Annotated in this window: 24 protein-coding genes; 13 read left to right on the top strand and 11 right to left on the bottom strand. The window is 70.2% G+C overall.

The genetic code is table 11. From position 1 onward, the window contains the following. Position 1 precedes the first annotated feature (1 nt). Positions 2 to 361, top strand: coding sequence for an STAS/SEC14 domain-containing protein (locus ASG63_RS08515; protein WP_056214370.1), 360 nt, complete (start codon positions 2 to 4; stop codon positions 359 to 361). Positions 362 to 555: 194 nt separating this feature from the next. Here ASG63_RS08515 and ASG63_RS08510 read toward each other — a convergent pair whose 3' ends face one another. The 8 genes from ASG63_RS08510 to ASG63_RS08475 all read right to left on the bottom strand — a co-directional run bounded on the left by ASG63_RS08510 (position 556) and on the right by ASG63_RS08475 (position 6,741). Beyond that, a complete protein-coding gene (locus ASG63_RS08510; protein WP_056214366.1) occupies positions 556 to 951 on the bottom strand; it encodes a hypothetical protein in 396 nt (131 codons plus the stop codon). Between the two features lie 211 nt (positions 952 to 1,162). Beyond that, positions 1,163 to 2,158 (bottom strand): asparaginase, encoded by a 996-nt coding sequence (locus tag ASG63_RS08505; RefSeq protein WP_056214363.1) that lies wholly within the window; start codon positions 2,156 to 2,158, stop codon positions 1,163 to 1,165. A 14-nt stretch (positions 2,159 to 2,172) separates the two neighbouring features. After that, entirely contained in the window at positions 2,173 to 2,379 is a 207-nt protein-coding gene (locus ASG63_RS08500) for a Trm112 family protein (RefSeq protein WP_056214359.1), read from the bottom strand. Positions 2,380 to 2,406: 27 nt separating this feature from the next. Continuing rightward, entirely contained in the window at positions 2,407 to 3,075 is a 669-nt protein-coding gene (locus tag ASG63_RS08495; RefSeq protein WP_056214355.1) for an LON peptidase substrate-binding domain-containing protein, read from the bottom strand. Positions 3,076 to 3,103: 28 nt separating this feature from the next. Then, positions 3,104 to 4,003, bottom strand: coding sequence for a thioredoxin (gene trxA, locus ASG63_RS08490; protein ID WP_056214352.1), 900 nt, complete (start codon positions 4,001 to 4,003; stop codon positions 3,104 to 3,106). A 184-nt stretch (positions 4,004 to 4,187) separates the two neighbouring features. Continuing rightward, complete coding sequence (locus ASG63_RS08485; protein WP_056215316.1) at positions 4,188 to 4,673, bottom strand: hypothetical protein; 486 nt, start codon at positions 4,671 to 4,673, stop codon at positions 4,188 to 4,190. A 65-nt stretch (positions 4,674 to 4,738) separates the two neighbouring features. Continuing rightward, positions 4,739 to 5,716 (bottom strand): glutathione S-transferase family protein, encoded by a 978-nt coding sequence (locus ASG63_RS08480; protein ID WP_056214349.1) that lies wholly within the window; start codon positions 5,714 to 5,716, stop codon positions 4,739 to 4,741. Between the two features lie 44 nt (positions 5,717 to 5,760). Further along, positions 5,761 to 6,741: an alginate O-acetyltransferase AlgX-related protein gene (locus ASG63_RS08475; RefSeq protein ID WP_082559237.1), complete on the bottom strand. Its 981-nt coding sequence runs from the start codon at positions 6,739 to 6,741 to the stop codon at positions 5,761 to 5,763. 133 nt (positions 6,742 to 6,874) lie between these two features. Between ASG63_RS08475 and ASG63_RS08470 the strand changes: the two genes are divergently transcribed. The 4 genes from ASG63_RS08470 (at position 6,875) to ASG63_RS08455 (ending at position 10,178) form a co-directional block, all read left to right on the top strand. Continuing rightward, positions 6,875 to 7,405, top strand: a complete 531-nt coding sequence (locus ASG63_RS08470) for a 2'-5' RNA ligase family protein (protein WP_056214345.1) — start codon at positions 6,875 to 6,877, stop codon at positions 7,403 to 7,405. A 90-nt stretch (positions 7,406 to 7,495) separates the two neighbouring features. Then, positions 7,496 to 8,269 (top strand): phosphatase PAP2 family protein, encoded by a 774-nt coding sequence (locus tag ASG63_RS08465; RefSeq protein ID WP_056214342.1) that lies wholly within the window; start codon positions 7,496 to 7,498, stop codon positions 8,267 to 8,269. Positions 8,270 to 8,363: 94 nt separating this feature from the next. Continuing rightward, the gene (locus tag ASG63_RS08460) at positions 8,364 to 8,735 is read left to right on the top strand and encodes a hypothetical protein (protein WP_056214337.1); all 372 of its coding nucleotides are present in this window, start codon (positions 8,364 to 8,366) and stop codon (positions 8,733 to 8,735) included. Positions 8,736 to 8,867: 132 nt separating this feature from the next. Further along, positions 8,868 to 10,178 (top strand): Gfo/Idh/MocA family protein, encoded by a 1,311-nt coding sequence (locus ASG63_RS08455; protein ID WP_056214333.1) that lies wholly within the window; start codon positions 8,868 to 8,870, stop codon positions 10,176 to 10,178. A gap of 39 nt (positions 10,179 to 10,217) precedes the next feature. Here the strand turns inward: ASG63_RS08455 and ASG63_RS08450 are convergent, their stop codons facing one another. Next, complete coding sequence (locus ASG63_RS08450) at positions 10,218 to 11,648, bottom strand: TAXI family TRAP transporter solute-binding subunit (RefSeq protein ID WP_056214330.1); 1,431 nt, start codon at positions 11,646 to 11,648, stop codon at positions 10,218 to 10,220. An 81-nt stretch (positions 11,649 to 11,729) separates the two neighbouring features. Between ASG63_RS08450 and ASG63_RS08445 the strand changes: the two genes are divergently transcribed. The 3 genes from ASG63_RS08445 to ASG63_RS08435 all read left to right on the top strand — a co-directional run bounded on the left by ASG63_RS08445 (position 11,730) and on the right by ASG63_RS08435 (position 15,168). Continuing rightward, the gene (locus tag ASG63_RS08445; protein WP_056214326.1) at positions 11,730 to 12,347 is read left to right on the top strand and encodes a regulatory protein RecX; all 618 of its coding nucleotides are present in this window, start codon (positions 11,730 to 11,732) and stop codon (positions 12,345 to 12,347) included. A gap of 123 nt (positions 12,348 to 12,470) precedes the next feature. Continuing rightward, positions 12,471 to 13,685 carry a putative DNA modification/repair radical SAM protein gene (locus ASG63_RS08440; protein WP_056214321.1) on the top strand — a complete coding sequence of 405 codons (1,215 nt, stop codon included), beginning with the start codon at positions 12,471 to 12,473 and terminating at the stop codon, positions 13,683 to 13,685. A gap of 1 nt (position 13,686) precedes the next feature. Next, positions 13,687 to 15,168, top strand: a complete 1,482-nt coding sequence (locus ASG63_RS08435) for a UdgX family uracil-DNA binding protein (RefSeq protein WP_056214318.1) — start codon at positions 13,687 to 13,689, stop codon at positions 15,166 to 15,168. Positions 15,169 to 15,172: 4 nt separating this feature from the next. Here ASG63_RS08435 and ybaL read toward each other — a convergent pair whose 3' ends face one another. Next, positions 15,173 to 16,987: a YbaL family putative K(+) efflux transporter gene (ybaL, locus tag ASG63_RS08430; protein WP_056214315.1), complete on the bottom strand. Its 1,815-nt coding sequence runs from the start codon at positions 16,985 to 16,987 to the stop codon at positions 15,173 to 15,175. Between the two features lie 416 nt (positions 16,988 to 17,403). On the opposite strand from ybaL, the gene ASG63_RS08425 reads away from it, so the two are divergent. The 5 genes from ASG63_RS08425 (at position 17,404) to ASG63_RS08405 (ending at position 23,519) form a co-directional block, all read left to right on the top strand. Continuing rightward, complete coding sequence (locus tag ASG63_RS08425; protein ID WP_056214310.1) at positions 17,404 to 18,561, top strand: YihY/virulence factor BrkB family protein; 1,158 nt, start codon at positions 17,404 to 17,406, stop codon at positions 18,559 to 18,561. Between the two features lie 45 nt (positions 18,562 to 18,606). Continuing rightward, positions 18,607 to 18,903 (top strand): nucleotidyltransferase family protein, encoded by a 297-nt coding sequence (locus ASG63_RS08420; RefSeq protein ID WP_056214307.1) that lies wholly within the window; start codon positions 18,607 to 18,609, stop codon positions 18,901 to 18,903. After that, a complete protein-coding gene (locus tag ASG63_RS08415; protein ID WP_244479853.1) occupies positions 18,893 to 19,183 on the top strand; it encodes a HepT-like ribonuclease domain-containing protein in 291 nt (96 codons plus the stop codon). Before ASG63_RS08420 ends, ASG63_RS08415 begins: the two co-directional genes overlap by 11 nt. 103 nt (positions 19,184 to 19,286) lie before the next feature. After that, entirely contained in the window at positions 19,287 to 22,379 is a 3,093-nt protein-coding gene (polA, locus tag ASG63_RS08410) for a DNA polymerase I (RefSeq protein ID WP_056214303.1), read from the top strand. Positions 22,380 to 22,802: 423 nt separating this feature from the next. After that, positions 22,803 to 23,519 carry a DUF4142 domain-containing protein gene (locus ASG63_RS08405; protein WP_056214300.1) on the top strand — a complete coding sequence of 239 codons (717 nt, stop codon included), beginning with the start codon at positions 22,803 to 22,805 and terminating at the stop codon, positions 23,517 to 23,519. A 683-nt stretch (positions 23,520 to 24,202) separates the two neighbouring features. On the opposite strand, the gene ASG63_RS08400 is transcribed toward ASG63_RS08405, so the two are convergent. Beyond that, a complete protein-coding gene (locus ASG63_RS08400; protein WP_056214297.1) occupies positions 24,203 to 25,228 on the bottom strand; it encodes an IS110 family transposase in 1,026 nt (341 codons plus the stop codon). Positions 25,229 to 25,341: the final 113 nt, after the last annotated feature.

Below are 25,341 nucleotides of genomic sequence, written 5' to 3'. Positions count from 1 at the left end.
CGTGCTGACCTACACCAAGAAGCCGGATTCGAGCGTCGCCGAGATCGTGGTCGACGGACAGATCACCGATGCGGACATGAACACCGTCATCACCGCCATGCAGGCCGACCTCGACAAGGGCGGCAAGATCAAGCTCCTGGAAGACGTGCGCGACTTCAAGGGCATGGAGCCGGCCGCGTTCTTCAAGGACCCGCGCTTCGGCCTCGCCATGATGAAGGGCGTCAGCCACGTCGCCCTGGTGACCGACGCCTCGTGGCTGCGGATGATCGCCGACACCTTCGGCAAGGTCTCGCCGGCCCAGATCAAGACCTTCGACCGCGCGCATATCGAGGAAGCGCGCCAATGGCTCGCGGCCGCCTGAGGCCCTGAACCGACGGCCGGAACACGCATCCGGCCGGCTCGTCCCTCTCCCCCTGTGGGGAGGGGTGAGGCGCGGGGGCCCTGGGGCCCCGTCAGCCGCGGATCGACCGCCGGTCGCGGTCGTCCCACAAGCGCGACGAGAGTCCCTTCAGGCCCGCGAGCTGCCGGGGAAGCGGGCCGCGTCCGACTCGAACCCTACTCCGCCTGGGCGGTCCGGGTGGTGTGGCGCCGGGCCGTCCAGCGGCCGGAGCACAGGGAAGAGACCTTCCAGGTGCCGCCGCCGCTCTGGGCCTGGAGGCGGCCCGAGACCGCACCCGAGGCGGTGCCGTTCGAGACGTTGAGACCGACCGTGCCGTCCGGCCCGACGCGGCCGTTCAGGGTGGCGCCGGCCGCCGCGGAGGTGAGGCGCACCTGCCCCTCCTGCACCGACACCGCATAGGTGTAGCGGCTGTCGCAGACCATGCCGCTCTCGGTGACCAGTTCCACCGACCAGGCCCCGTTGAAGTTTCCGCCGTCGCGGGCCGCGGCCGGGATCATCGCGGGCGAGGACAGGCCGGCTCCGAGCGCCAGAACCACCGCAACTTTGGACATGCATCATCCTTCGGCAAAACAGCGTCCGTCCGAGCCGCGGCCACAGGATGGCGCACCGGCGGTTCAAGCAGACGATCAAGTGAGAGTGCGCTGAGCATACCCGCCGAAGCGGCAGGATTGTGACAAGCGCCGCAATCGATGGATGAGACTTATTGCCGAACGTGTCTGAACGGGCCATGACCATGGCCCAGGACCAAGCCGAAGCTTGGCGTTACCGGTCGTAATACGCTTGCAATGCTTGGCGGTCCCGGGTGATCGGCAGGGCGAGGAGCGCCAGGACCCGGGCCTTGTCCGGCGAGAGGTCGTCGGCGAAGACCGCGCCGGCCGCCCGCAGCGTGCTGCCGCCGCCCTTGAAGCCGTAGACGGGCAGCGCCCGGCCGTGCGGGACCTGGCTCGCCACCACGATGGTGACGCCGGCGGCGATGGCCTCGACCACCGCGTCGTAGAGGGCCTCGTTGACGTTGCCGAAGCCGTAGGCGGCGACCACCACGCCCTCGGCCCCATCCGCCACCGCGTGGCGGAGCTGGCGCCCGTCGTCACCGGCCGCCATTGCCACGAGCGCGACCCGGGCGAGCCGCTTGGGGAGCGGCAGGGTCTGGCGCCGCAGGGGCTTGCGGGCGAACACGACCCGGTCCTCGTCCACCTGCCCGAGGAAGCCGGCCTCGCCGGAATTGAAGGTCTCGACGTTGTTGGTGTGGGACTTCCGCACCGCGCGGGCGGCGTTGATGTTGTGGTTCAGCGTCACCGTCACCCCCAGCCCACGCAGATCTTCGCGCGCGCCCTGGGCCAGGATCTGGCGGACCGCATTGAGGAGGTTGCGCGCGCCGTCGGCATCCGCCTCGGAGGCGTTGCGCTGGGCGCCCACCATCACCACCGGCTTGTCGCTCGCCAGCGTCAGATCGAGGAAATAGGCGGTCTGGTCGAGGGTGTCGGTGCCGTGCAGGACGATGGCGCCCGCGATGTCCGGCCGCGCCAGCAGGTCCGCCACCGTGCGGCTGAGGCCGGGCCAGAGGTCCGGGCCCATATAGGCGCTCGGCACGTTTGCGAACTCCACCACCGCGATCCGGGCGAGGTCGGCCAGGCGCGGCACCGCGGCGGCGAGGTCGGCCCCCGTCAGGGCGGGGACCGGAGCCCCCGTGACGGGATCGTGCTTCATCGCGATGGTGCCGCCGGTGGCGACGAGGGCAATGGTCGGGCGATCGGTCATGCCGGCGCGGCCGATCAGTCGGTGAGCGCCCGCGCCTCTTCCGGCAGCATGATCGGGATGCCGTCGCGGATCGGATAGGCGAGGCGGGCGGAGCGGCTCACCAGCTCCTGGCGGCCGGCATCGTATTCGAGGGTGTCCTTCGTCAACGGGCAGACGAGGAGCTCGAGGAGCTTGGGGTCGACGCGGGTGGCCTCGACGGGGCCCGGGGTGTCATCGGCCATCTGGGGCGTATCCTTCGCGGGAAAAAACTATTGCAGCGTGGGCTCGGAGCCCGACCCGCGCACCAACTCCATTTCGGTCACCGCAATCAAGACCTCGGCCCGCGTCTTGAGGTCCGGCGCCTCCAGCATGGCCTGCTTCTCGCGGGCGCCGAAGGGACTCATCATGCAGAGGGCGTTGACGAGGGCCTCGTTGGGCGCCTCCTCGATGCCGGCCCAGTCGACCTTGAGGTCGTTGACCTCGACGAAGTCGCGCAGGGCCTTGAGCACGCCCTCCCGGTCCACCGCCGCCTCACCCGCCCGCGCCTCGAAATCCGTGGCGAAGTCGTCGTAGGAGACCTGGCAGCGGCGGTAGCGGGTGGTGGTGGCGAGCTCGCTCTCCACCCGGAACCGGGCGATGCCGGTGAGCGAGATGAGGTAGCGCCCGTCACCGGTCTCGGCGAACTGGGTGATCCGCCCGGCGCAGCCGACGCGGAAGAGTTTCGGCGTCATCGGCGACGAGCCCGCCTCCACGTCGGGCTGGATCATGCCGATGATCCGGTCGTTCCGCAGGGCATCGTCGATCATGGCGAGGTAGCGCGGCTCGAAGATGTTCAGCGGCATCTGTCCGCGCGGCAGCAGCAGCGCACCGGGCAGCGGGAAGACCGGAATCACTCCGGGGCAGTCGGCCGGTCCCTTGTAGCCCGCATGCGTGCTCATCGTGTTCCCCTGCGGTTCGTTCGCGGCCTCACGCGAAGACGAGCGTCGACAGGCGTCGCCGCCCGCGGATCGAGGCCTTGTCCATCAGGCCCCAGGCCTCGAAGAAGGTGAGGAGCTGCTTGCGCGCCGCGCCCTCGTTCCAGGTGCGGTCCCGGCGCTCGATCTCGATGAGCTGGTCCACCGCCTCGTCGCGCAGGTTGCGGCCGTTGAGACCGAGCGCGAGGTCGAAGCGAGCCTGGAAATCGTTCGGGTCTGCCTCGATCCGGGCCTGAAAGGTACCGAGGTCGCCCAGGGCCGCCGCCTGCTCGGCGAGCTCGATCGCCGCGCGCACGCTGGCGAGGCCGGCATGGGACGCCGTCTCGGGCGGCGCCATGGCGACGAGCTCCTTGGCGTTCTCGATGTCGCCGGCGTCGAGCTGGATCTTGGCCAGGGCCGCGATCGCGTCGACGTTCGCGGGCTCCTCGGCGAGCACGGCGGCGTAGAGCTGCGCGGCCTGCGCCACGTCGCCGACCCCGAGGAGGGCCTCGGCCTCGGACAGGGCCTCCTCGATCGGCGTCGGACCGGCGGGGCCGGCCAGGCGCGTGATGAAGTCCTTGATCTGGGCCTCGGGCACCGCGCCCATGAACCCGTCGACCGGCTGGCCCTTGTCGAACGCGATCACGGCGGGGATCGACTGGATGCCGAGCTGGCCGGCGATGGAGGGATGCTCGTCGATGTTCATCTTGACGAGCTTCACCTTGCCGGCGGAGCCCGCGACCACCTTCTCCAGCACGGGGGCGAGCTGCTTACACGGGCCGCACCACGGGGCCCAGAAGTCGACGAGCACGGGCTGCTGCATCGACTCGGCGATGACGTCCTGGCGGAAGCTCGCCGTGGTCACGTCCTTGGTGGGGGTGGGGCCGCCCGGCACCGGCGCATCGTTCAGCATAACGTCCTCGAGGCCTTCGTTTGGATCCGTCGGAGGGTCCGGGTCTGTCCACCCGTTCCGTCCTGCGTCAAGAGATGGGAACTCCGCGCGCTCGGACCAGAGCGGACGTCCACACGCAATCGCCCCCGGGTCATCGGCGGATCCCGCTTCGACACGACCCGCCCACCGGAGGAAGCCCGCGCTCCTAGCGGGGGGCGCTGCCGCCGGCCTTGCCCGCATCCGGTGCCTTGGCATCGGTCACGAAGACACCCTGGTAGGTTCCCTTGGCGGCGCTCGCCTCGCAGGTGATCGTCGTCTTGCCCGGCTCCGGGGTGCTGAAGGCGCAGGAGCCGACGGCGACCAGAGGGCCCTGGACCACGCCGTCCTTGGTGGTCTCGCTCGGGATCACGAGGTTGATCGGCTGGAGCGGGTCGGTCTCCTCCGTCCGCTCCTGCTGGGCGCCGTTGCCGCTGAAGCTCAGGGACCGGCCCTCGGCAGCGAAGTCGAAGCTCGTGCGGTTGCGCGAGACCGTGTTCATCAGGGTGTTCTTGCAGGTGGCCGAGACGTCCTGGCCGGCGATCACGAGCTTCTCGCAGCGCCCCTCGAGCTTGACGGCCGTCTGGGCGAAGGCGGGCGCGGCCGTGAGCAGCGGGGCAGCGAGAAGGACGAGGCGGGTGGTCGAGAGGCGCATCATGATTCCGATGTAAGGCTGCGGGTCGGTTCGTCGAGGGGCTGCGGGCGCGCAGGGCTCCGGGCTCAGGCGGGAAAGCGGGCGGCGCGGTCGTTCGGGGCGTCGAAGTCGAGGGCCGGCCCGAGGGGCACGATCCGGGTCGGATTGATGGTCGGGTGGCTCTCGTAATAGTGCCGCTTGATATGGGCGAGGTTCACCGTGCCGGCGACCCCCGGCAGGGCGTAGAGGTCGCGCAGATAGTTCGACAGATTGGGATAGTCGGCGATGCGCTGGCGGTTGCACTTGAAATGCCCGACATAGACGGCGTCGAACCGCACCAGGGTGGTGAAGAGGCGGAGATCCGCCTCGGTCAGCCGGTCGCCGCAGAGGTAGCGCGCCGTGTCGAGGCGGGCCTCCAGGGCGTCGAGTTCGGCGAACAGCGCGGTGAAGGCCTCCGCGTAGGCGGCCTGCTCGGTGGCGAAGCCCGCCTTGTACACCCCGTTGTTGACGGCGTCGTAGACCCGGGCGTTGACCGCGTCGATCGTGCCCGCGAGGTCGGCCGGGTAGAGGTCCGGCCCGGCGGTCCCGAAGGCGCCGTTCAGCATCCGGATGATCTCGGCCGACTCGTTCGACACGATGGCGGCGCGCTGCTTGTCCCACAGCACCGGCACGGTGACGCGGCCGGTGAAGCCGGGATCGTTCTTCAGGTAGACCTCGTAGAGGCGGGTCGCGCCGTTGACCGTGTCGGGCGTGGCGCCGGGCGAATCGCCGAAGACCCAGCCCTCCGGGCCCATGTGCGGATCGACCACAGAGACCGAGATCGCCGCCTCCAGGCCCTTCAGGGCCCGCACGATCAGGGTGCGGTGGGCCCAGGGGCAGGCCAGCGACACGTAGAGGTGGTAGCGCCCGGCCTCCGCCGGGAACCCGCCCTCCCCGCTGGGACCGGGGGATCCGTCGGCGGTGATCCAGTTCCGGAACTTGGCGTCGGTACGCTTGAAGCGGCCGCCGGTCTCCTTGGTGTCGTACCAGGTATCCTGCCAGACGCCGTCGACGAGCAGCCCCATGATCGTTCCCTCCCGCGTTTGCGTGTCCGCGGAAAGATGGGCGCTCAGGCCTCGGCGGACAGCCCCTCCGGCGTGGGGGCCTCGGCCGGGGGGGCCGCGACGGCGGGCGCGGCGGCCGCGAGGTGCTCGCCCTTCTGGTAGGTGGCGATGTCGAAGGTGTCGTCCGGCAGGCGCGTGACGAAGCGCTCGGCCATCTCGAAGACCAGGAGGTCGGGCCGCACCCGCTCGACGTAGCCCCAGTCGATGCTCGACGACCAGACGAAGTGCACCTCGCGGAAGCTCTCCGCCAGGATGCCGGTGAGCATGATCGGCGCGAAATGCGCGTAGGAATCGCCGAACAGCACCAGGGTGCGCGGATCGACGTCCGGCCGGTCGTTCCGGAAGCAGACATGGGCGCCCACATGGAGATCCGGGGCGCGGCCGGCGGCCTCGTAGGCGGCCACGAGCGGGCTCGCGTAGGTCCGGCGGGCGTCGCGGTCGAGCACCGCATGGCTCGCCGTCTCGATCGGCTTCTCCGGAATCTTCTCGCCCAGATCGCGCACCCGGGTGGTCTCGTAGCGCTCGCGGGCATCGAGATCGGCCGGGGGCACCGCGCCGCAGGCCCGCATCAGCACGCCGTAGGCCAGCCGGCAGCCCTCGTAGTTCCAGTGCGTGTCGGTGCGGTAGTAGAGCGGCACCGCGCCGTCGCGCGCCGCCCGCATCGGCGCCAGCAGGTCGACGTAGTGGGGATTGTTGATCAGCCGCCGGGCCAGCACGCGGGTGGGCGCCTGGCGCGGATCGAAGCGCAGATCCTGGGTCCGGTCGTCGTAGACCGACAGCTTCTCGGGCACGACGACGTGCACGTAGCGGATGCCCAGCGCCTGGGCCCGGGCGGCCCGCGCCGCGACGAGCTTGACCCAGCCGCGCAGGCGCCACCACCGGGACAGGCTGGCGCGATACTGCTCGAGGACACCGTTCGTGCCTCCGATCAGGAAGAGCCAGCCCTCGCGCCCCACATGGACGATTTCCCGGTGTTTGCGCCGCATCGGGGCTCTCTACCCGGCCCGGACCGCCCTGAACAGGCCGGGCGGCGGCGGCCACGCCGCGGACCGTGGCGGCGCCCGGCCCTGGACGCAGCTCCCGCCCGCGCCATCTCCCTGCCTCACGCCGGATCGGACCATGACAGACCACACCCCCACGCCCGACCCGCTGATCCTCACCCTGGGGATGGATCCCGACACCTTCGCGCGGTTCGACGGCCTGCGCCGCCGGCACTTCCCGCAGGCGCTGAACCACATCCCGGCCCACGCGACCCTGTTCCACCACCTGCCGGGCCCGAGCGAGCCGGGCATCGTCGAGACCCTGTCGGCGATGACCCGGACCCAGGCGCCGCCGGAGGTGGCGGTGACCGGCCTGCGCTTCACCGGGCGCGGCGTCGCCTACGTGCTCGCCTCCGACGCCCTCTCGGCCTTCCGGGCGCGGCTCGCCGACCCGTTCGAGGCTTTGGGCGAGGGCCTGACCGCGCAGGATCGGCGGGGCTGGCGCCCGCACGTCACGGTGCAGAACAAGGTCGATCCCGGCACCGCCCGGACGCTGCACGCCGAGCTGGAGGCGGATTTCACGCCCTTCCGGTTCACGGCGCCGGGCCTTCTGCTCTGGCGCTACCTCGGCGGTCCCTGGGAGCGTCGCGCCAGCTTCGCGTTCGGGTAACGCCGCGTCCGCCCGGATGGAGGACGCCCCGCCGATCCGCTATGCCGGGAGCCCCCAGCCCCCCATCGACCAGTTCGCGAAGACGCCCGCATGAAAGCCCTGCCCTCCGGCTACCGCAACAATCCGCTCGTCACCCGGGCGAACGCCCTGCGCCTGGCCCTGCGCCTGAACGAGGTCGGCCCGGTCCTCGCGCTGCTGGCGGTGAGTCTCCTCGGCTACGGCTTCTTCGCCCTGGCCAACGAGGTCGGCGAGGGCTCGACCGCCGCCCTCGACCGCAAGATCCTCCTCGCCCTGCGCAATCCCGCCGATCTCTCCGACCCGATCGGGCCGCGCTGGCTCGAAGAGACCATGCGCGACATCACCGGGCTCGGCAGCGTCTTCACCATCGTGTTCGTGACGGCAGCGGCCTGCGCCTATCTGGCGATGACGGGGCGCCGGCGCATCGCCGTCTTCGTGGTCGCGGCGATCGGCGGCGGCGAGATCGCCTCGACGGTGCTCAAGATGTTCTACCAGCGCCCCCGCCCGGACCTCGTGCCCCACGGGATGGAGGTGTTCACCGCGAGCTTCCCCAGCGGCCACGCCATGATGTCGGCCATCGCCTACCTGACCCTGGCGAGCCTGATCGCCCGGGTGGACCGCCAGCGCGGGGTGAAGATCCTGGTGCTCATCGTCGGGGTGTCGATGACGCTGCTGGTGGGGCTCAGCCGCATCTATCTCGGGGTGCACTGGCCGAGCGACGTGGTCGCCGGCTGGTGCGTCGGAGCCGCCTGGGCCGCCCTCTGCTGGTTCGTCGCCCTGGTTCTGCAGCAGCGCGGCGACGTCGAGGCCCCGACCCGTCACGGAGAGCCGGAGCGGACGCCTTAACCCTACCGGACGATGAATCGCTCCGGCGCTTTCGCCCACCGGCACCGGGAGGCCACAACCCTGTTACCCCAATGCCACTTCTGAAGAGGGTCACATGGGTTCGATCACCCGCGAGCGTCGACAGGGCAACCGGCTGCGGAGCCTCCTCGGCGCCGAGATCCGCATCGCCCCGCACGCCTCCGACACGGCCTGCCTGATCCGGGACTGCGGTCCCGATGGCTTGCGCCTCGCGCTCAGCGACGGCGTGCCCCTGCCGGAGATCTTCGACCTCCACATCCGCAAGACCCGGCAGATGCGACCGGTACGCCTGATCTGGCGGGGCGACGATTGCGTCGGCGTCCAGTTCGTGCCGGACCCGCCCGCCGCGGTGCCCATCCCCATCGGACTCATGCGCGACCTTCGGGCGGCGCGCTCGGAGATCGCGTCCCTGCGGGCCCGCCTGGCCGCGCGGGGCGACGAGGCCTGAGGGCGGCAGCGATCCGGTGGCGCAGGCCGTCGGATCGCCGGAACCGCGTTTCTCGCCGTGACGTTCCCGAAGGAGCAGGCCGGCGGTTCTCCATCCGCGGCCCCTGTCCCGCCGGAACCGACAGCGAGCTTCATGACGGATGACATCCCCCTCTCCCGCCGCAACGTCCTGCGCGCGGGCAGTGCGACTCTGACCGGCCTCGCCCTCGGGGCGACGGGCGCGGGCGCGCAATCGGGCCCGCCCGGCCCCTCGGTCCCGGCCGATACCGGCGCGGTGCAGGGCGGCAAGGTCATGTTCCCGAACTGGCGCGGCCCCGGGGACCGGGCGCCCCCGCCGCCCCCCGCCCCGATGCCGCCGGGCCAGCGCGTGGGCTTCGCCATCGTGGGCCTCGGACGCCTCAGCCTGGAAGAGATCCTGCCGGCCTTCGGCGAGACGAAGCGGGCCCGCGTGGTCGCTCTGATGTCGGGCACCCCTGCCAAGGCGAAGCTCGTGGCCGAGCAGTACGGGATCGCGCCGGAGGCGGTCTACGGCTACGACGAGTGGGACCGCCTCGCGCAAAACCCCGCGGTCCAGGCCGTGTACGTGGTGACGCCGAACGCCGTCCATCGCGGGGACGTGCTGGCCGCGGCCAAGGCCGGCAAGCACGTGCTCTGCGAGAAGCCGATGGCGAATTCCTCCGCCGAGGCCCGGGACATGATCGCGGCCTGCGCGGCGGCCAAGGTCAAGCTGATGATCGCCTATCGCTGCCAGTACGAGCCCTACAACCGCGAGGTGGCGCGTCTCGCCCGCTCCGGTGAGGTCGGCCGGACGCGCCTGATCCAGGCCTTCAACGGCCAGACCACCGGCCTGCCCCAGCAATGGCGCCTGAAGAAGGCCCTGGCCGGCGGCGGTGCCCTGCCGGATATCGGGCTCTACTGCCTGAACGGCGTGCGCGCCCTCACCGGCGAGGAGCCCGTCTCGGTGGAGGCACAGATCCATTCGCCGGAAGGCGATCCGAAATTCGCCGAGGTCGAGGAGTCGGTCTCCTTCACCCTGCGCTTCCCCTCGCAGGTCATCGCGCAGTGCCTGACGAGCTACGGGGTTCACGAGTCGCGCCGGCTCCAGGTCCATACCGACCGGGCCGCCATCGACCTGCAGAACGCCTTCGCGTATCGCGGCCAGCGCCTGGTGATCGCGCGACCGGACGGGCAGGCGGAATCGCAGGACACCCGCATCCTCGCGCAGAAGAACCAGTTCGCCCTGGAGATCGACCACATGGCGCGCTGCATCCAGGAGGATCGGCGCCCGCGCACCCCCGGCGAGGAGGGCCTGCAGGACCAGGTGCTGATGGAGGCGATCTATGAGGCGGCCCGCACGGGCCGGCCCGTCACGGTCGGCCCGCCGCCGGGCGCACCGAGCGGCCTCGACGTCACCCGCGGCCCCGAACTCGACGCGGCGGGCTGATCCCGGGCGTCCGCCGCGTCGCGATCGGGTCTCGGCCGACTACTCCGCCGCCGGCGTGTGGAGCGAGAGGAGGCGGGCCGTGCGGGCATGGTCCACCGCCCGCCCGCTTTCGATGTCACCCGCGCCGAGATTGCGGCGCTCGTCGTTGATCGCCGCATGGACCGCGTCGATGGCCAGGATGAGGGCGCTCACGGTGCGGTTGTCGATGTTGCGCTCGCGGGCATGCTGGACGACGTCGGCCACAAGGTCGTCGGTCTCGCGCACGAGGCCGTCGAGGTCGGCCTTGCCGGTGGCGGCGCGCACCTCGCGCAGGATGTCGAGGAGCCGGTCGAGGACGATGTCGATGCGCTCGCGCCGCTTTCGGGCGAGGCGCTGGGCGACCCAGGCGACACCAGAGCCGACGGTGCCGCCGAAGAACGCCAGCAGGTAGATGTAGTCCTCGTAGCGCTCGAACATCGTCTGCTGTTCGCGCTCGAAGTAGTCCACCGCGCCGGGATGATTCGGCAGGCGAGCGCTCGTGGCCGCGACGGTGGAATCGAAGTCCGGCGCCTTCATCAGGTTGGCGATCGGCGCCAGGGGCGCCAGCTTCGAGCGCCACTCGAACAGGTGCTGGGTCACCGAGGCGACCGTGAAGCGGCTGACGCCGCCGCGGGCCATCAGCCGGTAGGAGGCGCCCACCGTCTTCACGTCCTCGTCCGGGCGCTTCGGGCGACCGCCGAAGGTGCCGGCCGGGATCGTCACGGATTGCAACTCGGGCATCCGCTGGATGATCGCCCCGCCATCCGGCACGGAGACGAAATTGATCTTCTTCTCGGTCGAGGCCGCCTCGACGGCACGCACCGTCGAGATCGCCGCCTTCGAGGCCGGAGCGGCGATGACCGCCACCGCGTCGACGCGGCCCTCCGCGATGGCGCTGGTGACCTCCTGGGGAGTGAGCGGCACGAGGGCGATCCGGGCCGGGCCGAGCCCGGTTTCGGGGACCGGCTCGGCCGCCGGCTGGGCGGAGAAGTCGTAGAAGGCGAGGAGGTTCGTCAGGAACGGCATGTCGGCGGCGTGCCGCTCGACCACGCCGAGGCGCTTGCGCGCGAGGTCGGGGAAGTTCTCGATGCCCGCCGCTTCCGGCGCGGCGATCAGCAGGGCCTCGTCGTGCAGGATCGCCAGGGTGAGCCCGTTCTCGGGCAGGAGGACGTCGGGCCGGACCACGGCGAGGTCGGCCTTGTTGCGCTGGAGCGCCTCGGCGCTGTCGCGCACGTCATCGTAGAAGTTCAGCTTGAGGCGGACATCCTCGCGACCGCGGGCCAGAGCCTGGGCGTAGGTCTGAAGCAGGGTCGCCTCGGCGCCGTCCCGGGGACCGACCGCCACGGTCAGGGTGGTGGGACGCGACAGGTAGACCAGCATCCCCGCCACGACGGCGAAGCCGAGCGCCAGAAGGACGAGAAGCCACTCGCGTCTCACGAGAAATGCCGGCATGGCAGGAACGAGCCTTTGTCCAGCGGGATCACCATATCTGCGAGACCGACCCCCGAACCCCGTCCGGATCGTGAAGAACCGATGACACCGCGAAACGTTGCGTCCCGCCGCCCCACCGGAGCCGCACCGGATGACCGGGCCGAGGTCAAACCGCCCCCGCCCGTCACCCCCGCCTATCTCGAGCGGGCGGCCCTGCATTACCTCGAACGCTACAGCGCCTCCGTGGCGATGCTGCGGCAGACCCTGAAGCGCCGGGTCGACAAGCGCTGCCGCCTGCGCGGGGAGGAGGCGAGCGCCTTCGCCGAGGCGATCGAGGCCACGGTCGCCCGCGCGGTCGGCGCCGGCCTCGTCGACGACGCCCGCTTCACCGCCGGGCGCCTCGCGGCCCTGCGCCGGCGCGGTGCCTCCGCCCGGGCCCTGTCGGCCAAGCTCGCCGCCAAGGGCGTGTCGCGCGAGCAGGTGGCGAGCGCGATGGAGGCCGAGCGCGAGACGGTGGAGGCGGGCGTCGACCTCGAGGCGGAAGCGGCCCGGGCCTATGCCAAGCGGCGGCGCCTCGGACCCTGGCGCCGGCCCGGGACGCGCGAGGCCCATCGCGACCGGGATCTCGCCGCCATGGCCCGCGCCGGCTTCCCGTACGGCCTCGGCCGACGGGTGATCGAGGCCGATCCCGACGCCGAGCCCCTCGACCACGAGGCTTAGCTCCGGGACCGGGCTCCGGGCTTTGGTTCCCAGCTATAAGGCTGCGACATCGCGGCGGCGGAGAAAGCCCGAATCCGTGCGCGAAAACTTGAACGAAGCGCGAACGAGGCGCATTTCTCGTCGATGGACGAAATGCTCGCGAAGAAGCTGCGCATCCTCGCCGATGCCGCCAAGTACGACGCCTCTTGCTCGTCGTCCGGGGCGCCCAAGCGCACGGCCGGCAAGGGCGAGCTCGGCTCGACCACCGGCGCCGGCATCTGCCACGCCTACACGCCGGACGGGCGCTGCATCTCGCTCCTGAAGATCCTGCTGACGAATTACTGCCTGTTCGACTGCGCCTACTGCGTGAACCGGCGCTCCTCCAACGTGCAGCGGGCGAAGTTCTCCGTCGAGGAGGTCGTGACCCTCACGGTGGAGTTCTACAAGCGCAACTACATCGAGGGCCTGTTCCTCTCGTCGGGCATCATCAAGTCGCCCGATCACACCATGGAGCTGCTGACGCGGGTGGCGAAATCGCTGCGGCGCGACCACGGCTTTCGCGGCTACATCCACCTGAAATCGATCCCGGAGGCGAGCCCCTGGCTGATCGAGGAGGCGGGCCTCTACGCCGACCGTCTGTCGATCAACGTCGAGCTGCCCACCGAGGCGAGCCTGGAGCGCCTGGCCCCCGAGAAGGACGGCGCCGTCATCCAGAACGCCATCGCGCAGATCGGCGAGCGCATCGCCGAGGCGAAATCCGAGAAGCGCCGGTTCTCGCCGGCCGGGCAGTCGACGCAGGTCATCGTCGGGGCCGACGCCACCACGGACGAGGCGCTGATCCGCAAGAGCGCCCTGCTCTACGGCTCCTACAACCTCAAGCGGGTCTACTACTCGGCCTTCAGTCCGATCCCGGACGGGTCCACCATCCTGCCGCTGACTGCGCCGCCGCTCCAGCGCGAGCACCGCCTGTACCAGGGCGACTGGCTGCTGCGGTACTACGCCTTCACCCCCGACGACGTGGCCGATGCCACCGACGACGGGATGCTCTCCCTCGACATCGACCCGAAGCTGGCCTGGGCCCTGAAGCACCGGGCGCGCTTTCCCGTCGACGTGAACGCCGCCGACCGCGAGATGCTGCTGCGGGTGCCAGGCCTCGGCGCCCGGGCGGTGGACAAGATCATCCGGGCCCGCCGGCACACCCGCCTGCGCCTCGACGACGTCGCCCGCCTGACCTCGGCCCTGAAGCGGGCGCGGCCCTTCCTCATCGCCGCCGACTACCATCCGGCGGGCGGCCTCACCGACCGGCTCGACCTGCGGGCACGGCTCGCCGACCCGCCCAAGCAATTGTCGCTGTTCTAGGATGGCGGGCGCACACCGATCGGCTCCTCCCTCCCCCGCGGAGGGGACAGGGTTCGGGCGCGGCGCGCTCGAAGCCGTCGACCTCTCCCCGGGCGCCGACCTCGAGGGCTTCCGGGCCGCGGCCCGTCGCCTCGCCGGCCGGGGCATCCCGCCGGAGCGGGTGCTGTGGTCCATCGGCGAAGCGTCCGGGCTGTTCGGGGCGCCGCCCCCCGCGCCCTCGGAGGAAGCTCCCTTGAGCCTGCCGCGCGGGGTGGGCGAGATGGTCGCCCGGGTGGTGCTGCACCGCGACCCTGAGCGCTACGCCCTGCTCTACGATCTGATCTGGCGCATCCAGTGCGGCGAGCGGCGTTTGCTGGAGATCTCGAGCGACCCGCTGGTCCATCGCCTGGAGCGGATGCGCAAGGCCATCGCCCGCGACCTGCACAAGATGCACGCCTTCCTGCGCTTCCGCCGCGTGGAGGGCGATGGGCCGGAGCGCTTCGTCGCTTGGTTCGAGCCGGACCACCACATCCTGGGGGCCGCCGCCCCGTTCTTCGTCGATCGCTTCTGCGGACTGGACTGGACCATCCTGACGCCGGAGGCCTCCGCCCGCTGGGACGGCGATGTCCTCGCGTTCGGACCGCCAGGGCGACGCGAGGACGCACCGGCACAGGACGGATTCGAGGCCGGCTGGCGCGATTACTACGAGAGCACGTTCAACCCCGCCCGGACGAACCTCGCCGCGATGCGGGCGGAGATGCCGAAGAAGTACTGGCGCAACATGCCCGAGACCGCCGCCATTCCGGGCCTCGTCCGGCAGGCTGCGGCGCGGACCGGCGCCATGATCGAGAGGACGCCGCAGATGCCGGTCAAGCGCAATCCCGCCCGGGCCGTCGCGGCCATGGCGGACCAGGCCCCGGATTCGCTGGAGGCGCTCAACGCCCTCATCCGGCGCTCGGAGCCGCTGGTCCCCGGCGCGACCCAGGCCGTCCTCGGCGAAGGACCGCTGGGCGCGTCCATCGCCTTCGTGGGTGAGCAGCCGGGCGACCAGGAGGACCGCCAGGGGCGCCCCTTCGTCGGCCCAGCCGGGCAACTGCTCTCACGGGCGATGGCCGAGGCCGGGATCGCGCGAGGCGAGGCCTACCTCACCAATGCGGTCAAGCACTTCAAATTCGAGGAGCGGGGCAAGCGCCGCATCCACCAGAAGCCCACCGCCGGCGAGGTCAGCCACTATCGCTGGTGGCTCGACCGGGAGCTCGATTTCGTCGCGCCGAAGCTCGTGGTGGCGCTCGGCGCCACCGCCGTGCTGGCGCTGACGGGCAAACAGATCCCGATCACCCGGGCGCGCGGCCCGGCGGATTTCGAAAAACCCTATGCGGGGTTCATCACCGTGCACCCGTCCTACCTGCTGCGCCTGCCGGACGAGGCGAAGGCGGAGGCCTACGCGGCCTTCGTGGCCGATCTCCGCCGCGTCCACGACCTCGGGCGCTCCCTGGCCGCCTGACGCCTCACGCCCCCTCCTCCTTGTGGGGGCGCAGCTCCGGCGTGACCTGGTCGATCGCGGTCTCGATGGGGGCGGAGCGGCTCTCGACCCGGGTGCTGTCGACGAAGATGCGGGCCTCGCCCTCCTTCAGGCCGAGGCTGCGCAGGGCGTAGAGGGTCATGCCGAAGGCCAGTTCGCGCTCGGCCATCAGCACGAGTCCGACGCCCTGCTCCTCGAAGTGGCGGCGCTCGCCGTCGTTGTGGGTGCGCACCAGGGTGTCGATGCCCGGATGGATCTCCCGGGCGAGTTCGACGATGCGCCGCGTCGTGTGGGCCTCCGGTGTCGCGACCACGATCAGGCGGGCCTGGGCGATGTCGGCGGCCTGCAGGATGCCCGGCGCCGTGGCGTCGCCGAACACCGCCTCGATGCCCTCCTGGCGCAACTCCAGGACCCGGCGGCGGTCGCGGTCGAGGACGATGTAGGGGAGGTCCCAGGCCTTGAGCGCCTGGCCGATGGTACTGCCGACCCGACCATAGCCGATGAGGATCGCGTGGCCCCGATGCGGCGGGCTCTCGCTGGTGACCGCCAGGGCCGCGGCGCCCTGGCGCTCGAAGCGGGCGGCCAGGGCCGGACGCTCGGCGACCTTGCGGCCGACCCAATCGGTGAGCGCGAAGAACAGCGGGTTGAGGGTGATCGACAGGATGGCGCCGCCGAGGATGAGGTCGCGCCCCTCCTCCGGCAGGAGCTTCAGGGACAGGCCGAGGCTGACGAGGATGAACGAGAACTCGCCGATCTGGGCGAGGCTCGCCGCGATGGTGAGGGCGGTGCCCAGCGGATGCCGGAAGGCCAGCACGATCGCCACCGCCGCCAGGGACTTGCCGATGAGGATGACGCCGAGCACCGCCAGCACCGAGAGCGGCTCGCGGATCAGGATGCCGGGGTCGAACAGCATGCCGACCGAGACGAAGAACAGCACCGCGAAGGCGTCCTGCAGCGGCAGGGAATCGGCCGCCGCCTGATGGCTGAGGTCGGATTCGGCGAGCACCATGCCGGCGAAGAAGGCGCCGAGCGCGAACGAGACGCCGAAGAGCTCCGCCGAACCGAAGGCGATGCCGAGCGCCAGGGCCAGCACCGCCAGGGTGAAGAGCTCGCGCGAGCCCGTGCGTGCCGCCTGGTCGAGGAGCCAGGGCACGAAGCGGCGCCCGCCCACCAGCATCACGGCGGCGAAGATCCCGACCTTGGCCAGCGTCAGCCCCAGGGTCAGCCAGATGTTGCCGTCCCCGGCATGGTGCGCGACGCCCGCCCCGTCGCCCCCGAGGGAGGGGGCCAGCGCCGGCAGCAGCACGAGGGCCAGCACCATGGCCAGATCCTCGACGATCAACCAGCCCACCGCGATGCGGCCCTTGTCGCTGTCGAGGAGCCGACGCTCCTCGAGCGCCCGCAGCAGCACCACCGTGCTCGCCACCGACAGGGCAAGGCCGAAGACGAGCCCCGCCCCGAGGCCCCAGCCCCAGGCCAGCGCCAGCGCGCCGCCCATGGCGGTGGCCGCCAGGATCTGCACGATGGCGCCCGGCAGCGCGATGGTGCGCACCGCCATCAGGTCCTTGATCGAGAAATGCAGGCCGACGCCGAACATCAGCAGGATCACGCCGATCTCGGCGAGCTGGCCGGCGAGCTGGCTGTTGCCCACGAAGCCCGGCGTGTAGGGGCCGACGAGGACGCCCGCGAGGAGGTAGCCCACGAGGGGCGGCAGGCGCAGGCGCTGCGCCAGCATTCCGCACACGAAGGCGAGCACGAGGCCGAGGGCGATGATGGCGATCAGCTCTGTCGCGTGCGGCACGGGTCGGGAGTCTCCGGGTCGAGGTTTTGGGGTCGAGGTTTTGGGGTCGAGGTTTTGGGGTCGAGGTTTTGGGGTCGAGGTTTTGGGGTCGAGGTTTTGGGGTCGAGGTCTGGGGCTCCCTCGGCCGTGCCGCGTGGCGCCCGCGAGGGCAAGCCGCGATCGGCCCTCACGTCCAGGCTGGCCCCGAAATTCCGCACCGCGCGTCGCTTCGCGTGCCCCGACGCACAACGTCGGCCCTCGGACGGGGGTTTCGCGGAATAAATCCGGCTGGGCCGCCGCGTCGCCCGCGCTCGCTTTTCCGTGAACCGGAAGGAAACTCTTGGCCGTCACCTCCCGTTGTCGAACCAACGTTTGTTGCGTCGAGCAACGCCAGCATCACCTTGCGATTACGATTCCTTCGGCGGAACGGACGATCGATGACCTCACCGAACGAGCATTCGACTGCACCCAATGCAGTCGAGACCCGAAATTCGACCCTCTGGACCGTGGCCCTCGCCACCGCACTTCTCGGCTTCGTCGCGCTCCCGCGTCGGGCCGGAGGGACGGCACCGGCCCGGGCGATGCCGAAGGATCCGACCCGCCAGCCCTCCCCGTCCCATGCCGGCACCGAGGCCCACCGGGTGGCCAGCGCCGAGCCCGAGCGTGGCCGCGGCGCGCGCACGCCGTCCGACATCCCGGCGAAGGGCTGGAAGGATATCGGGATGCGGGCATTCCACGACGTCTCGGAGAACAACATCGTTTCGGTCGCAGCCGGCGTGACCTTCTACGTGCTCCTGGCGATCTTCCCCGCCATCGCCGCCCTGGTCTCGTGCTACGGGCTCGTGGCGGACGTGGCCACCATCAACGAGCACCTGCAGAGCCTGCAGGGTGTCATCCCCTCCGGGGCCCTCGACATCGTCGGCGAGCAGGTCAAACGCATCGCCGCCAAGGGCGACACCACCCTCGGCTTGACCTTCTTCACCGGCATCGTGCTGTCGCTGTGGAGCGCCAACGGCGGCATGAAGGCGGTCTTCTCCGCCCTGAACATCGTCTACGAGGAACGCGAGACGCGCAGCTTCGTCTGGCTCAACCTGCGCTCGCTGGCCTTCACGGGCGGCGCGCTGCTGTTCATCATCCTGGCGCTGGTCGGGATCGTGGTGGTGCCGGCGGCGATCAACATCATCGGGCTGAGTTCGGAGGCCTGGTACATCGCCCTGCTGCGCTGGCCGGTGCTCCTCGCCGCGGTGCTCGGCGGCCTCGCCCTTCTCTACCGCTACGGCCCGAGCCGCGACGCCCCGCGCTGGCGCTGGGTGACCTGGGGCAGCGCCCTGGCCGCCGTGGCCTGGCTCATCACCTCGCTGGGCTTCTCCTGGTACGTGGCCAATTTCGGCAAGTACAACGAGACCTACGGCTCGCTGGGTGCCGTGATCGGCTTCATGACCTGGATCTGGATCTCCACCACGATCGTGCTCATCGGCGCCGAAATCAACGCCGAGATGGAGCACCAGACCGAGGCCGATACCACCCGCGGCCCCGAGCAGCCGCTCGGCACCCGCGACGCCCGGATGGCCGATACGGTGGGGGCGGCGACGTGAGGGGGAGCCCTTCAGCTCAGATCTGATTTCGAGTACGGTCGCGGTATGGATCGCAGCACCGCCCTCGAGATTCTTCGTGCGCACGAGGCCGAGTTGCGCGAACGGGGCGTTCTGCATGCCGCCCTATTCGGTTCCGTCGCGCGTGGCGAGGCGCATGCGGCAAGCGACCTCGATGTCATGATCGACATCGACGAGACCACCATCCGGAATGTCTACGGGTACGTCGGCGTCGTCGGGTTCATCGCCGATCTGTTCCCTGTCGAAGTGGATGTCGCAACCCGCTCGATGCTGAAGCCTCCCGTACGCCCCGGAGCCGAGCGCGACGCGATCCATGCTTTCTGAGCGGGGCCGCCGCGCCCTGCTCGGCATCATCGAAAATGTTGAAGCGGCTCAGGATTTCACTGCGGACCTGAGCTTCGAAGATTTCGCCAGCAACCGGCTTCTACTCTACGGCGTGACGCGCTGCCTGGAGATCATCTCGGAGGCGAGTCGGCGCGTCGACGAGGAAACCCGACTCCGGAACGTCCATATCCCATGGCGGCAGATCGCGGACTCGGGGAACGTCTATCGGCATCGATATGAGCGTGTCTCGGCAAAGCTTCTGTGGGGGGACCGTCCATGAGGCATTGCCTGACCTACTCACGGTATGCCGGAACGAACTACGGGCCGACCAATGATCTTCGCGGCGACGTCGCCATTTGCCCCCTCCTTTCGTTGATCGATCGATGACCGCTTCCTCCTCTGAAAAGCCCGTCGGCCCCGGCGATCAGCTCATCCTGGTCGACGGCTCTTCGTTCATTTTTCGCGCTTATTTTCAATCGATCAACCAGGACCAGAAGTACAACACCCGGCCGTCGGACGGCCTGCCCACCGGGGCGGTGCGGCTGTTCTGCACCAAGATCGCCCAGTTCGTGCAGGAGGGTGCGGCCGGGGTGATGCCGACGCATCTGGCCATCGTGTTCGACAAGTCGGAGGGCTCGTTCCGCAAGGAGCTGTTTCCCGACTACAAGGGCCACCGGCCGGACGCGCCGGACGACCTCAAGCGGCAGATGCCGCTGATGCGCGATGCCGTGCGGGCCTTCGGCCTGCAGCCGATCGAGCTCATCCGCTACGAGGCCGACGACCTCATCGCCACCTATTCGCGCCAGGCCGAGGCGCGGGGCGCCGGCGTCATCATCGTGTCCTCCGACAAGGACCTGATGCAGCTCGTCGGCCCCCTGGTGCGGTTCTACGACTTCGAGTCCGGCGCCAAGGGCAAGCCCGGCTACCGGCCCGAGCGCAACCTCGACCGCGAGGCGATCATCGCCAAGTGGGAAGGCCTCACCCCCGAGCAGATCGGCGACGCCCTGGCGCTGATCGGCGACGCCTCGGACAACGTGCCGGGCGTGCCCGGCATCGGCCTGAAGACGGCGGCCGCGCTCATCAAGGAATACGGCAGCCTCGACGCGCTGCTCGATCGCGCCGCCGAGATCAAGCAGCCCAAGCGCCGCGAGACCCTGCTCGCCAGCATCGATCAGGCCCGGCTCTCGCGAAAGCTGGTGGCGCTGGAGGAGAATGTGCCCCTCCCGGTGCCGCTGGACGACCTGCGCCTGCCCAAGCCCGATCCGCAGAAACTCGTCGGCTTTCTCAAGGCGATGGAGTTCAACACCCTGACCCGGCGCATCGCCCAGATGCTCCACGTGGACCCGGAGGCGGTGCAGCCCGACCCGGCGCTGCTGCCGAACCGCGAGCCCGCGCCCGACGCCCCGTTCTTCCCCGATGCCCACGGTGATCCCGTGCCGGTCGATCCCGAGACCGCGTCCGGCGCGCCGAGCGGCGAGGTCGATCCCTTCGCCGATCTCGGCCTGCCCGACGTCGCGCCCAAGCCCCGCGGCCCCTCCGAGCCGACCCCCGCCGGCCTCGTGGCGGCGCGGGCGGCGGAGGCGGTGAAGCCCTTCGACACGGCCGCCTACGAGACGATTCAGTCCGTCGAGCAACTCGACGCCTGGATCGCCGAGGCCGAGGAGGCCGGCGTCATCGCCGTCGACACCGAGACGGATTCGCTGGACGCCAACCACGCCAACCTCGTGGGCGTCTCCCTCTGCGTCGCGCCGGGACGGGCGGCCTACATCCCGCTCCGGCACCAGGAGCCCGTCAAGGGCGCGGACGGAGACCTGTTCGGCGACGCCAAGGCGGCCTCGGAGGCGTTCCAGCCGGCGGCGGGCCAGATCGACGCGAAGGTGGTGCTCGAGCGCCTGAAGCCGCTCCTTGAAAATCCCGGCGTGCTGAAGGTCGGCCAGAACCTGAAATACGATCTCGCCGTCCTGTCCCGCTACGACATCCGCGTGACGCCCTTCGACGATACCATGCTGATCTCCTACGTGCTCGATGCCGGTAAGGGCGGACACGGCATGGACGAGCTCGCCCGCCGCCATCTCGGACACCAGCCCATCACCTTCTCGGACGTGGCCGGCACCGGCCGGGCCAAGATCACCTTCGACCGGGTGGCGCTGGACAAGGCCACCGCCTACGCGGCCGAGGATGCCGATGTCACCCTGCGCCTCTGGCGGATGATGAAGCCGCGGCTCGTGGCCGAGAAGCGCGTCGCCGTCTACGAGACCCTGGAGCGCCCGCTCGTGCCGGTGATCGCCCGGATGGAGGGGCAGGGCATCCGCGTCGACCGCAACATGCTGAGCCGCCTGTCCGGCGACTTCTCCCAGATCCTGGTGCGCCTGGAGGAGGAGATCCAGGAGGATGCGGGCGAGAGATTCCAGGTCTCCTCGCCCAAGCAGATCGGCGACATCCTGTTCGGCAAGATGGGCTTGCCCGGCGCCAAGAAGACGCCCTCGGGCCAGTGGGCGACGCCCGCGACCCTGCTCGAGGAGCTGGCCCAGGCCGGGCACCCCCTGCCGAAGAAGATCCTCGAATGGCGCCAGCTCGCCAAGCTGAAATCCACCTACACGGATTCGCTGCAGCAGCATGCGGACCGCGAGACCGACCGGGTCCACACCTCGTTCTCGTTGGCCGCCACCACCACCGGCCGGCTCTCCTCCTCCGAGCCGAACCTGCAGAACATCCCGATCCGCACGGAAGAAGGGCGCCGCATCCGCCGCGCCTTCGTGGCGGCGGAGGGCAACCGCCTGATCTCGGCCGATTACAGCCAGATCGAACTGCGCCTCCTCGCCCACATCGCCGACATCCCGCAGCTGCGCCAGGCTTTCGCGGACGGCATCGACATCCACGCGGCCACCGCCAGCGCGATGTTCGGTGTGCCGCTGGCCGAGATGACCGCGGACCTGCGCCGGCGCGCCAAGACCATCAATTTCGGCATCATCTACGGCATCTCGGCCTTCGGCCTCGCCGACCGCCTCGGCATCGGCCGCGAGGAAGCCGGGGCCTTCATCAAGCAGTATTTCGAGCGCTTCCCCGGCATCCGCGCCTATATCGACGACACCAAGCGCCGGTGCCGGGATCTCGGCTACGTCACCACCCTGTTCGGCCGGGTCTGCCACTACCCGCAGATCCGCTCGAATAACCCCAACGAGCGCGCCTCCGTCGAGCGTCAGGCCATCAACGCCCCGATCCAGGGCTCGGCCGCCGACATTATCCGCCGGGCGATGATCCGCATGGAGGAAGCGCTCCGGGCCGAGCGTCTCAACGTGCGCATGCTCCTGCAGGTGCACGACGAGCTCGTGTTCGAGGCGCCCGAGGACGAGGTCGAGAAGGCCCTGCCGGTGATCACCCGTATCATGGTCGACGCCCCCGCCCCCGCCCTGACCCTGCGGGTGCCCCTGGTGGTCGAGGCCCGGGCCGCCCTGAACTGGGAGGAAGCGCACTGAGAGGTGCCTCGCTCCGCCTCGGGTCCGGCCGAGGCCGGCGGCGAGATCGGCGACACGGACCAGGAGCCGGTTTGGCGGCGATCCGTACGACGGGCCAGGCCCCCCGGTTGATCCGCAGCTGCCGCGCGACGGTCGGTCCGTCGAACCGGTAGTGGACCATGGCGTCCGAGTCGCCGGTCTTGATCGCGGAGGGCGGCGCGCTGCGGTGCCCCGCGCCGGCGGACGCGACATCCGACGGGCGCACCGGCATGCCCCCCTCGGGGAACGGGGCCGCTTTGGAGTCGGGCGGGCGGAATGACACCCCTCCGAACGCAATGCTCCAATGCGACGCAGGGTGGAACGCCCGCTTGGGCCGCGTGTTGCCGCACCGCAAACGATCAACAAGAACGGCGCCGTTCGGGCGCCCCGGAAAGAGACCCTGCCATGACCAAGTCCCTCCTCGCCGCCCTCGGCCTGTCGGTCGCCGCCCTCGCCACTCCGGCGCTCGCCCAGGAGCCCCTGTCGTTCCGCGTCGCGCCGCAATTCGGCGACAACCAGCCGACCGTGACCGACACCTCCGACTTCCGCGCCGCGGCGCTGCGCTCGGATGCCGTCAGCATCGAGTCGAGCCGCATCGCCCTGGAGCGCTCGCGCAACCCGCGCGTCCGTCAGTACGCCCACAACGTTCTGGTCGAGCGTAAGGCCACCACCCAGGCGCTGCTGCCCGAGGGCACCTCGCTGACCGCCGGCGGCACCGTCGTGTCCGACACCCAGCCCTTCGAGACCCGCCTCGACAACCCGATCGGCGTCGTCCTCGCCCCGGTGACGATCTCGGCCACCATCGCCCAACGCGTCGTGGGCGGCGTCCTCGGCGGCGTCGGCCTCGTCGACAACAGCCCCTCGGAGCCGGGCCGCCGCGTCGCCATCGGCGCCGAGGGCCAGGGCCGCATCGACCGTCTGAAGTCCGCCCGCGCGGGCCGCGACTTCGACCGCACCTACGTCGACCAGCAGGCCAACTCGGACGCCCGCACCCTCGGCCTCTACGCCTCCTACGCCCGCAACGGCGACAACGCGCAGGGTCGTGAGTTCGCCAACCAGGCGCTGCCGTACATCGCTGGCGAGCACGCCCACTCGGCCAACCTCGCCGACCGGATCAACTGACCGGCACGCCCACGTCGGAATGAGAGAGGGCCGCCCCGTGGGGCGGCCCTCTCTATTGGGTGTTTCAGGTCAAGAGGGATTATCGCCAACCTGCTCTCGTCCGTGTTGGCGGATCAATTCGTTCAGGGCGTCTTCGTCGGATTCAAGGTCTTACTTGGTCGGGTCGCCGCCCCACTNTCTCTATTGGGTGTTTCAGGTCAAGAGGGATTATCGCCAACCTGCTCTCGTCCGTGTTGGCGGATCAATTCGTTCAGGGCGTCTTCGTCGGATTCAAGGTCTTCCGTGCCTTTGAAGCGCGAGAACTCGACGTGACCATCCTCGAAGCCATCGATCCCCAGGCGCTCGCCGACTACAGTGACGGTGATCATCACAGTGTCGTCGCGGTGCCGGTCCACCCGGAATTATAGCCCCTGCTCTTCGAGGAGGCGCAAGATTCGGTAGAGCGGATGGGTCAAGGAGACCTCCTGTCCTTCAGGGCGATCTTAGCTCGACTGTCCCACCAGGTCTCTGGCTTCTCTCCGAAGTCGGCACACCGGCCGCTTCATGGTTGGGTCCGACAGGAGGTGGATCAAGCTTTTTCGCGAAGTCGCCCGAAGGCCCTTCAACCCGCCCGCGATCTCACCGACCTTCGGTCCCTGGAGGGACACCGCTCCGCCTCGCGGCGGATTTCTACGACAGGTCGATTACGCCATCGCCGCCTCGATGCGGAACGGCGTTCCATCGACCCACATCCGGTGGAGGATCACCGCCAGCCGCCGTGCCACCGCGACCCTGGCCTTGGCCGTCCCGCGACGCTTGGCGAGCTTCAGGCCCCATGCCTTCAGCGGCGAAGGCTTCGAGCCCGGCCGCAGCAGCACCAGGGCTGCCTCGAACAGCGCGGCGCGTAGGGTCTCGTCGCCGTTCTTGGTGATGGGCCCGCGCCGGTCCAACTCGCCCGACTGGTGGGTTCGCGGCGCCAGTCCGAAGTGCGCGCCGACCGCGCGGGACTGGCGGAAGCGGGCCGGCTCGTCGACCGCCGCGCGATAGGTCAACGCGACGAACGGGCCGACACCGGGCGCACTCATCAGCAGGCGGCAGGGCTCGTCCGCGCGAGCCAGCGCCAGCATCCGCTTGTGTAGGAGCACGTATTGCTCGCGCACCACGCGGCGCACGGTCAGCATCGGCTCGATCACGGCGATCAACCCGGCTCGGCCGTCCGTCAGTTCGCGGATGCGTTCCTCGTAGCGGGCGCGGGTCACGGTCCCGACCTTCAGGCCGAAGTTGCGCAACAGCCCCCGGATGCTGTTCTCGATGTCCATGAGCTTGGCCTGCAAGGCCCGGCGCCCGCCGAGCAGGGCACGGATCTCCTGGCTGGCCAGGGTCTTCACGTGAACCGGCTTGTAGAGGCCGACCCGCATCATCTGGGCGATGCCGCGCGCGTCGTTGCGGTCGGTCTTGTTGACCTGAGCGCTCAGCACCGCCTTGGCGTGACGCGTCTCGATGCACACCACCGGCAGGCCCGCCTTCGCCAAGCCGGCATAGAGCCACTGGCAGAGCGGACCGGCCTCGATCCCGACCCGCCCGTAGGCCAGGCCGCGACCGCCCAGAAACGCCACGATGGCTTCCGGCTCGCTCTCCACCTTGCCCTCGCGCACGACCTGACCGGACGCGCTCAGGATGCAGATGCTCGTGCTGCGCACCGAGACATCGAGGCCGACATAGTGGTCCATCGCTCATCTCCCTGATCCGCCTGGGCTAGATCGGAGAACCGTAAGTCCCACTCCGGTCACCGTCACACCCGCTGCGTCGGACACGGCGGGAGCCCAATGACCCATCCTTTTTC

The sequence above is a fragment of the Methylobacterium sp. Leaf94 genome (genome assembly GCF_001426045.1).
Taxonomy (GTDB): Bacteria; Pseudomonadota; Alphaproteobacteria; order Rhizobiales; family Beijerinckiaceae; genus Methylobacterium.
This window is presented reverse-complemented; position numbering and strand designations above follow the sequence as displayed.

Bases quoted from the DNA above. Each gene is read 5' to 3' on its own strand.
- ASG63_RS08510 (WP_056214366.1), bottom strand. From the start codon at position 951: ATGTCCAAAGTTGCGGTGGTTCTGGCGCTCGGAGCCGGCCTGTCCTCG.
- ASG63_RS08505 (WP_056214363.1), bottom strand. From the start codon at position 2,158: ATGACCGATCGCCCGACCATTGCCCTCGTCGCCACCGGCGGCACCATC.
- ASG63_RS08500 (WP_056214359.1), bottom strand. From the start codon at position 2,379: ATGGCCGATGACACCCCGGGCCCCGTCGAGGCCACCCGCGTCGACCCC.
- ASG63_RS08495 (WP_056214355.1), bottom strand. From the start codon at position 3,075: ATGAGCACGCATGCGGGCTACAAGGGACCGGCCGACTGCCCCGGAGTG.
- trxA (WP_056214352.1), bottom strand. From the start codon at position 4,003: ATGCTGAACGATGCGCCGGTGCCGGGCGGCCCCACCCCCACCAAGGAC.
- ASG63_RS08485 (WP_056215316.1), bottom strand. From the start codon at position 4,673: ATGCGCCTCTCGACCACCCGCCTCGTCCTTCTCGCTGCCCCGCTGCTC.
- ASG63_RS08480 (WP_056214349.1), bottom strand. From the start codon at position 5,716: ATGGGGCTGCTCGTCGACGGCGTCTGGCAGGATACCTGGTACGACACC.
- ASG63_RS08475 (WP_082559237.1), bottom strand. From the start codon at position 6,741: ATGCGGCGCAAACACCGGGAAATCGTCCATGTGGGGCGCGAGGGCTGG.
- ASG63_RS08470 (WP_056214345.1), top strand. From the start codon at position 6,875: ATGACAGACCACACCCCCACGCCCGACCCGCTGATCCTCACCCTGGGG.
- ASG63_RS08465 (WP_056214342.1), top strand. From the start codon at position 7,496: ATGAAAGCCCTGCCCTCCGGCTACCGCAACAATCCGCTCGTCACCCGG.
- ASG63_RS08460 (WP_056214337.1), top strand. From the start codon at position 8,364: ATGGGTTCGATCACCCGCGAGCGTCGACAGGGCAACCGGCTGCGGAGC.
- ASG63_RS08455 (WP_056214333.1), top strand. From the start codon at position 8,868: ATGACGGATGACATCCCCCTCTCCCGCCGCAACGTCCTGCGCGCGGGC.
- ASG63_RS08450 (WP_056214330.1), bottom strand. From the start codon at position 11,648: ATGCCGGCATTTCTCGTGAGACGCGAGTGGCTTCTCGTCCTTCTGGCG.
- ASG63_RS08445 (WP_056214326.1), top strand. From the start codon at position 11,730: ATGACACCGCGAAACGTTGCGTCCCGCCGCCCCACCGGAGCCGCACCG.
- ASG63_RS08440 (WP_056214321.1), top strand. From the start codon at position 12,471: ATGGACGAAATGCTCGCGAAGAAGCTGCGCATCCTCGCCGATGCCGCC.
- ASG63_RS08435 (WP_056214318.1), top strand. From the start codon at position 13,687: ATGGCGGGCGCACACCGATCGGCTCCTCCCTCCCCCGCGGAGGGGACA.
- ASG63_RS08425 (WP_056214310.1), top strand. From the start codon at position 17,404: ATGACCTCACCGAACGAGCATTCGACTGCACCCAATGCAGTCGAGACC.
- ASG63_RS08420 (WP_056214307.1), top strand. From the start codon at position 18,607: ATGGATCGCAGCACCGCCCTCGAGATTCTTCGTGCGCACGAGGCCGAG.
- ASG63_RS08415 (WP_244479853.1), top strand. From the start codon at position 18,893: ATGCTTTCTGAGCGGGGCCGCCGCGCCCTGCTCGGCATCATCGAAAAT.
- polA (WP_056214303.1), top strand. From the start codon at position 19,287: ATGACCGCTTCCTCCTCTGAAAAGCCCGTCGGCCCCGGCGATCAGCTC.
- ASG63_RS08405 (WP_056214300.1), top strand. From the start codon at position 22,803: ATGACCAAGTCCCTCCTCGCCGCCCTCGGCCTGTCGGTCGCCGCCCTC.
- ASG63_RS08400 (WP_056214297.1), bottom strand. From the start codon at position 25,228: ATGGACCACTATGTCGGCCTCGATGTCTCGGTGCGCAGCACGAGCATC.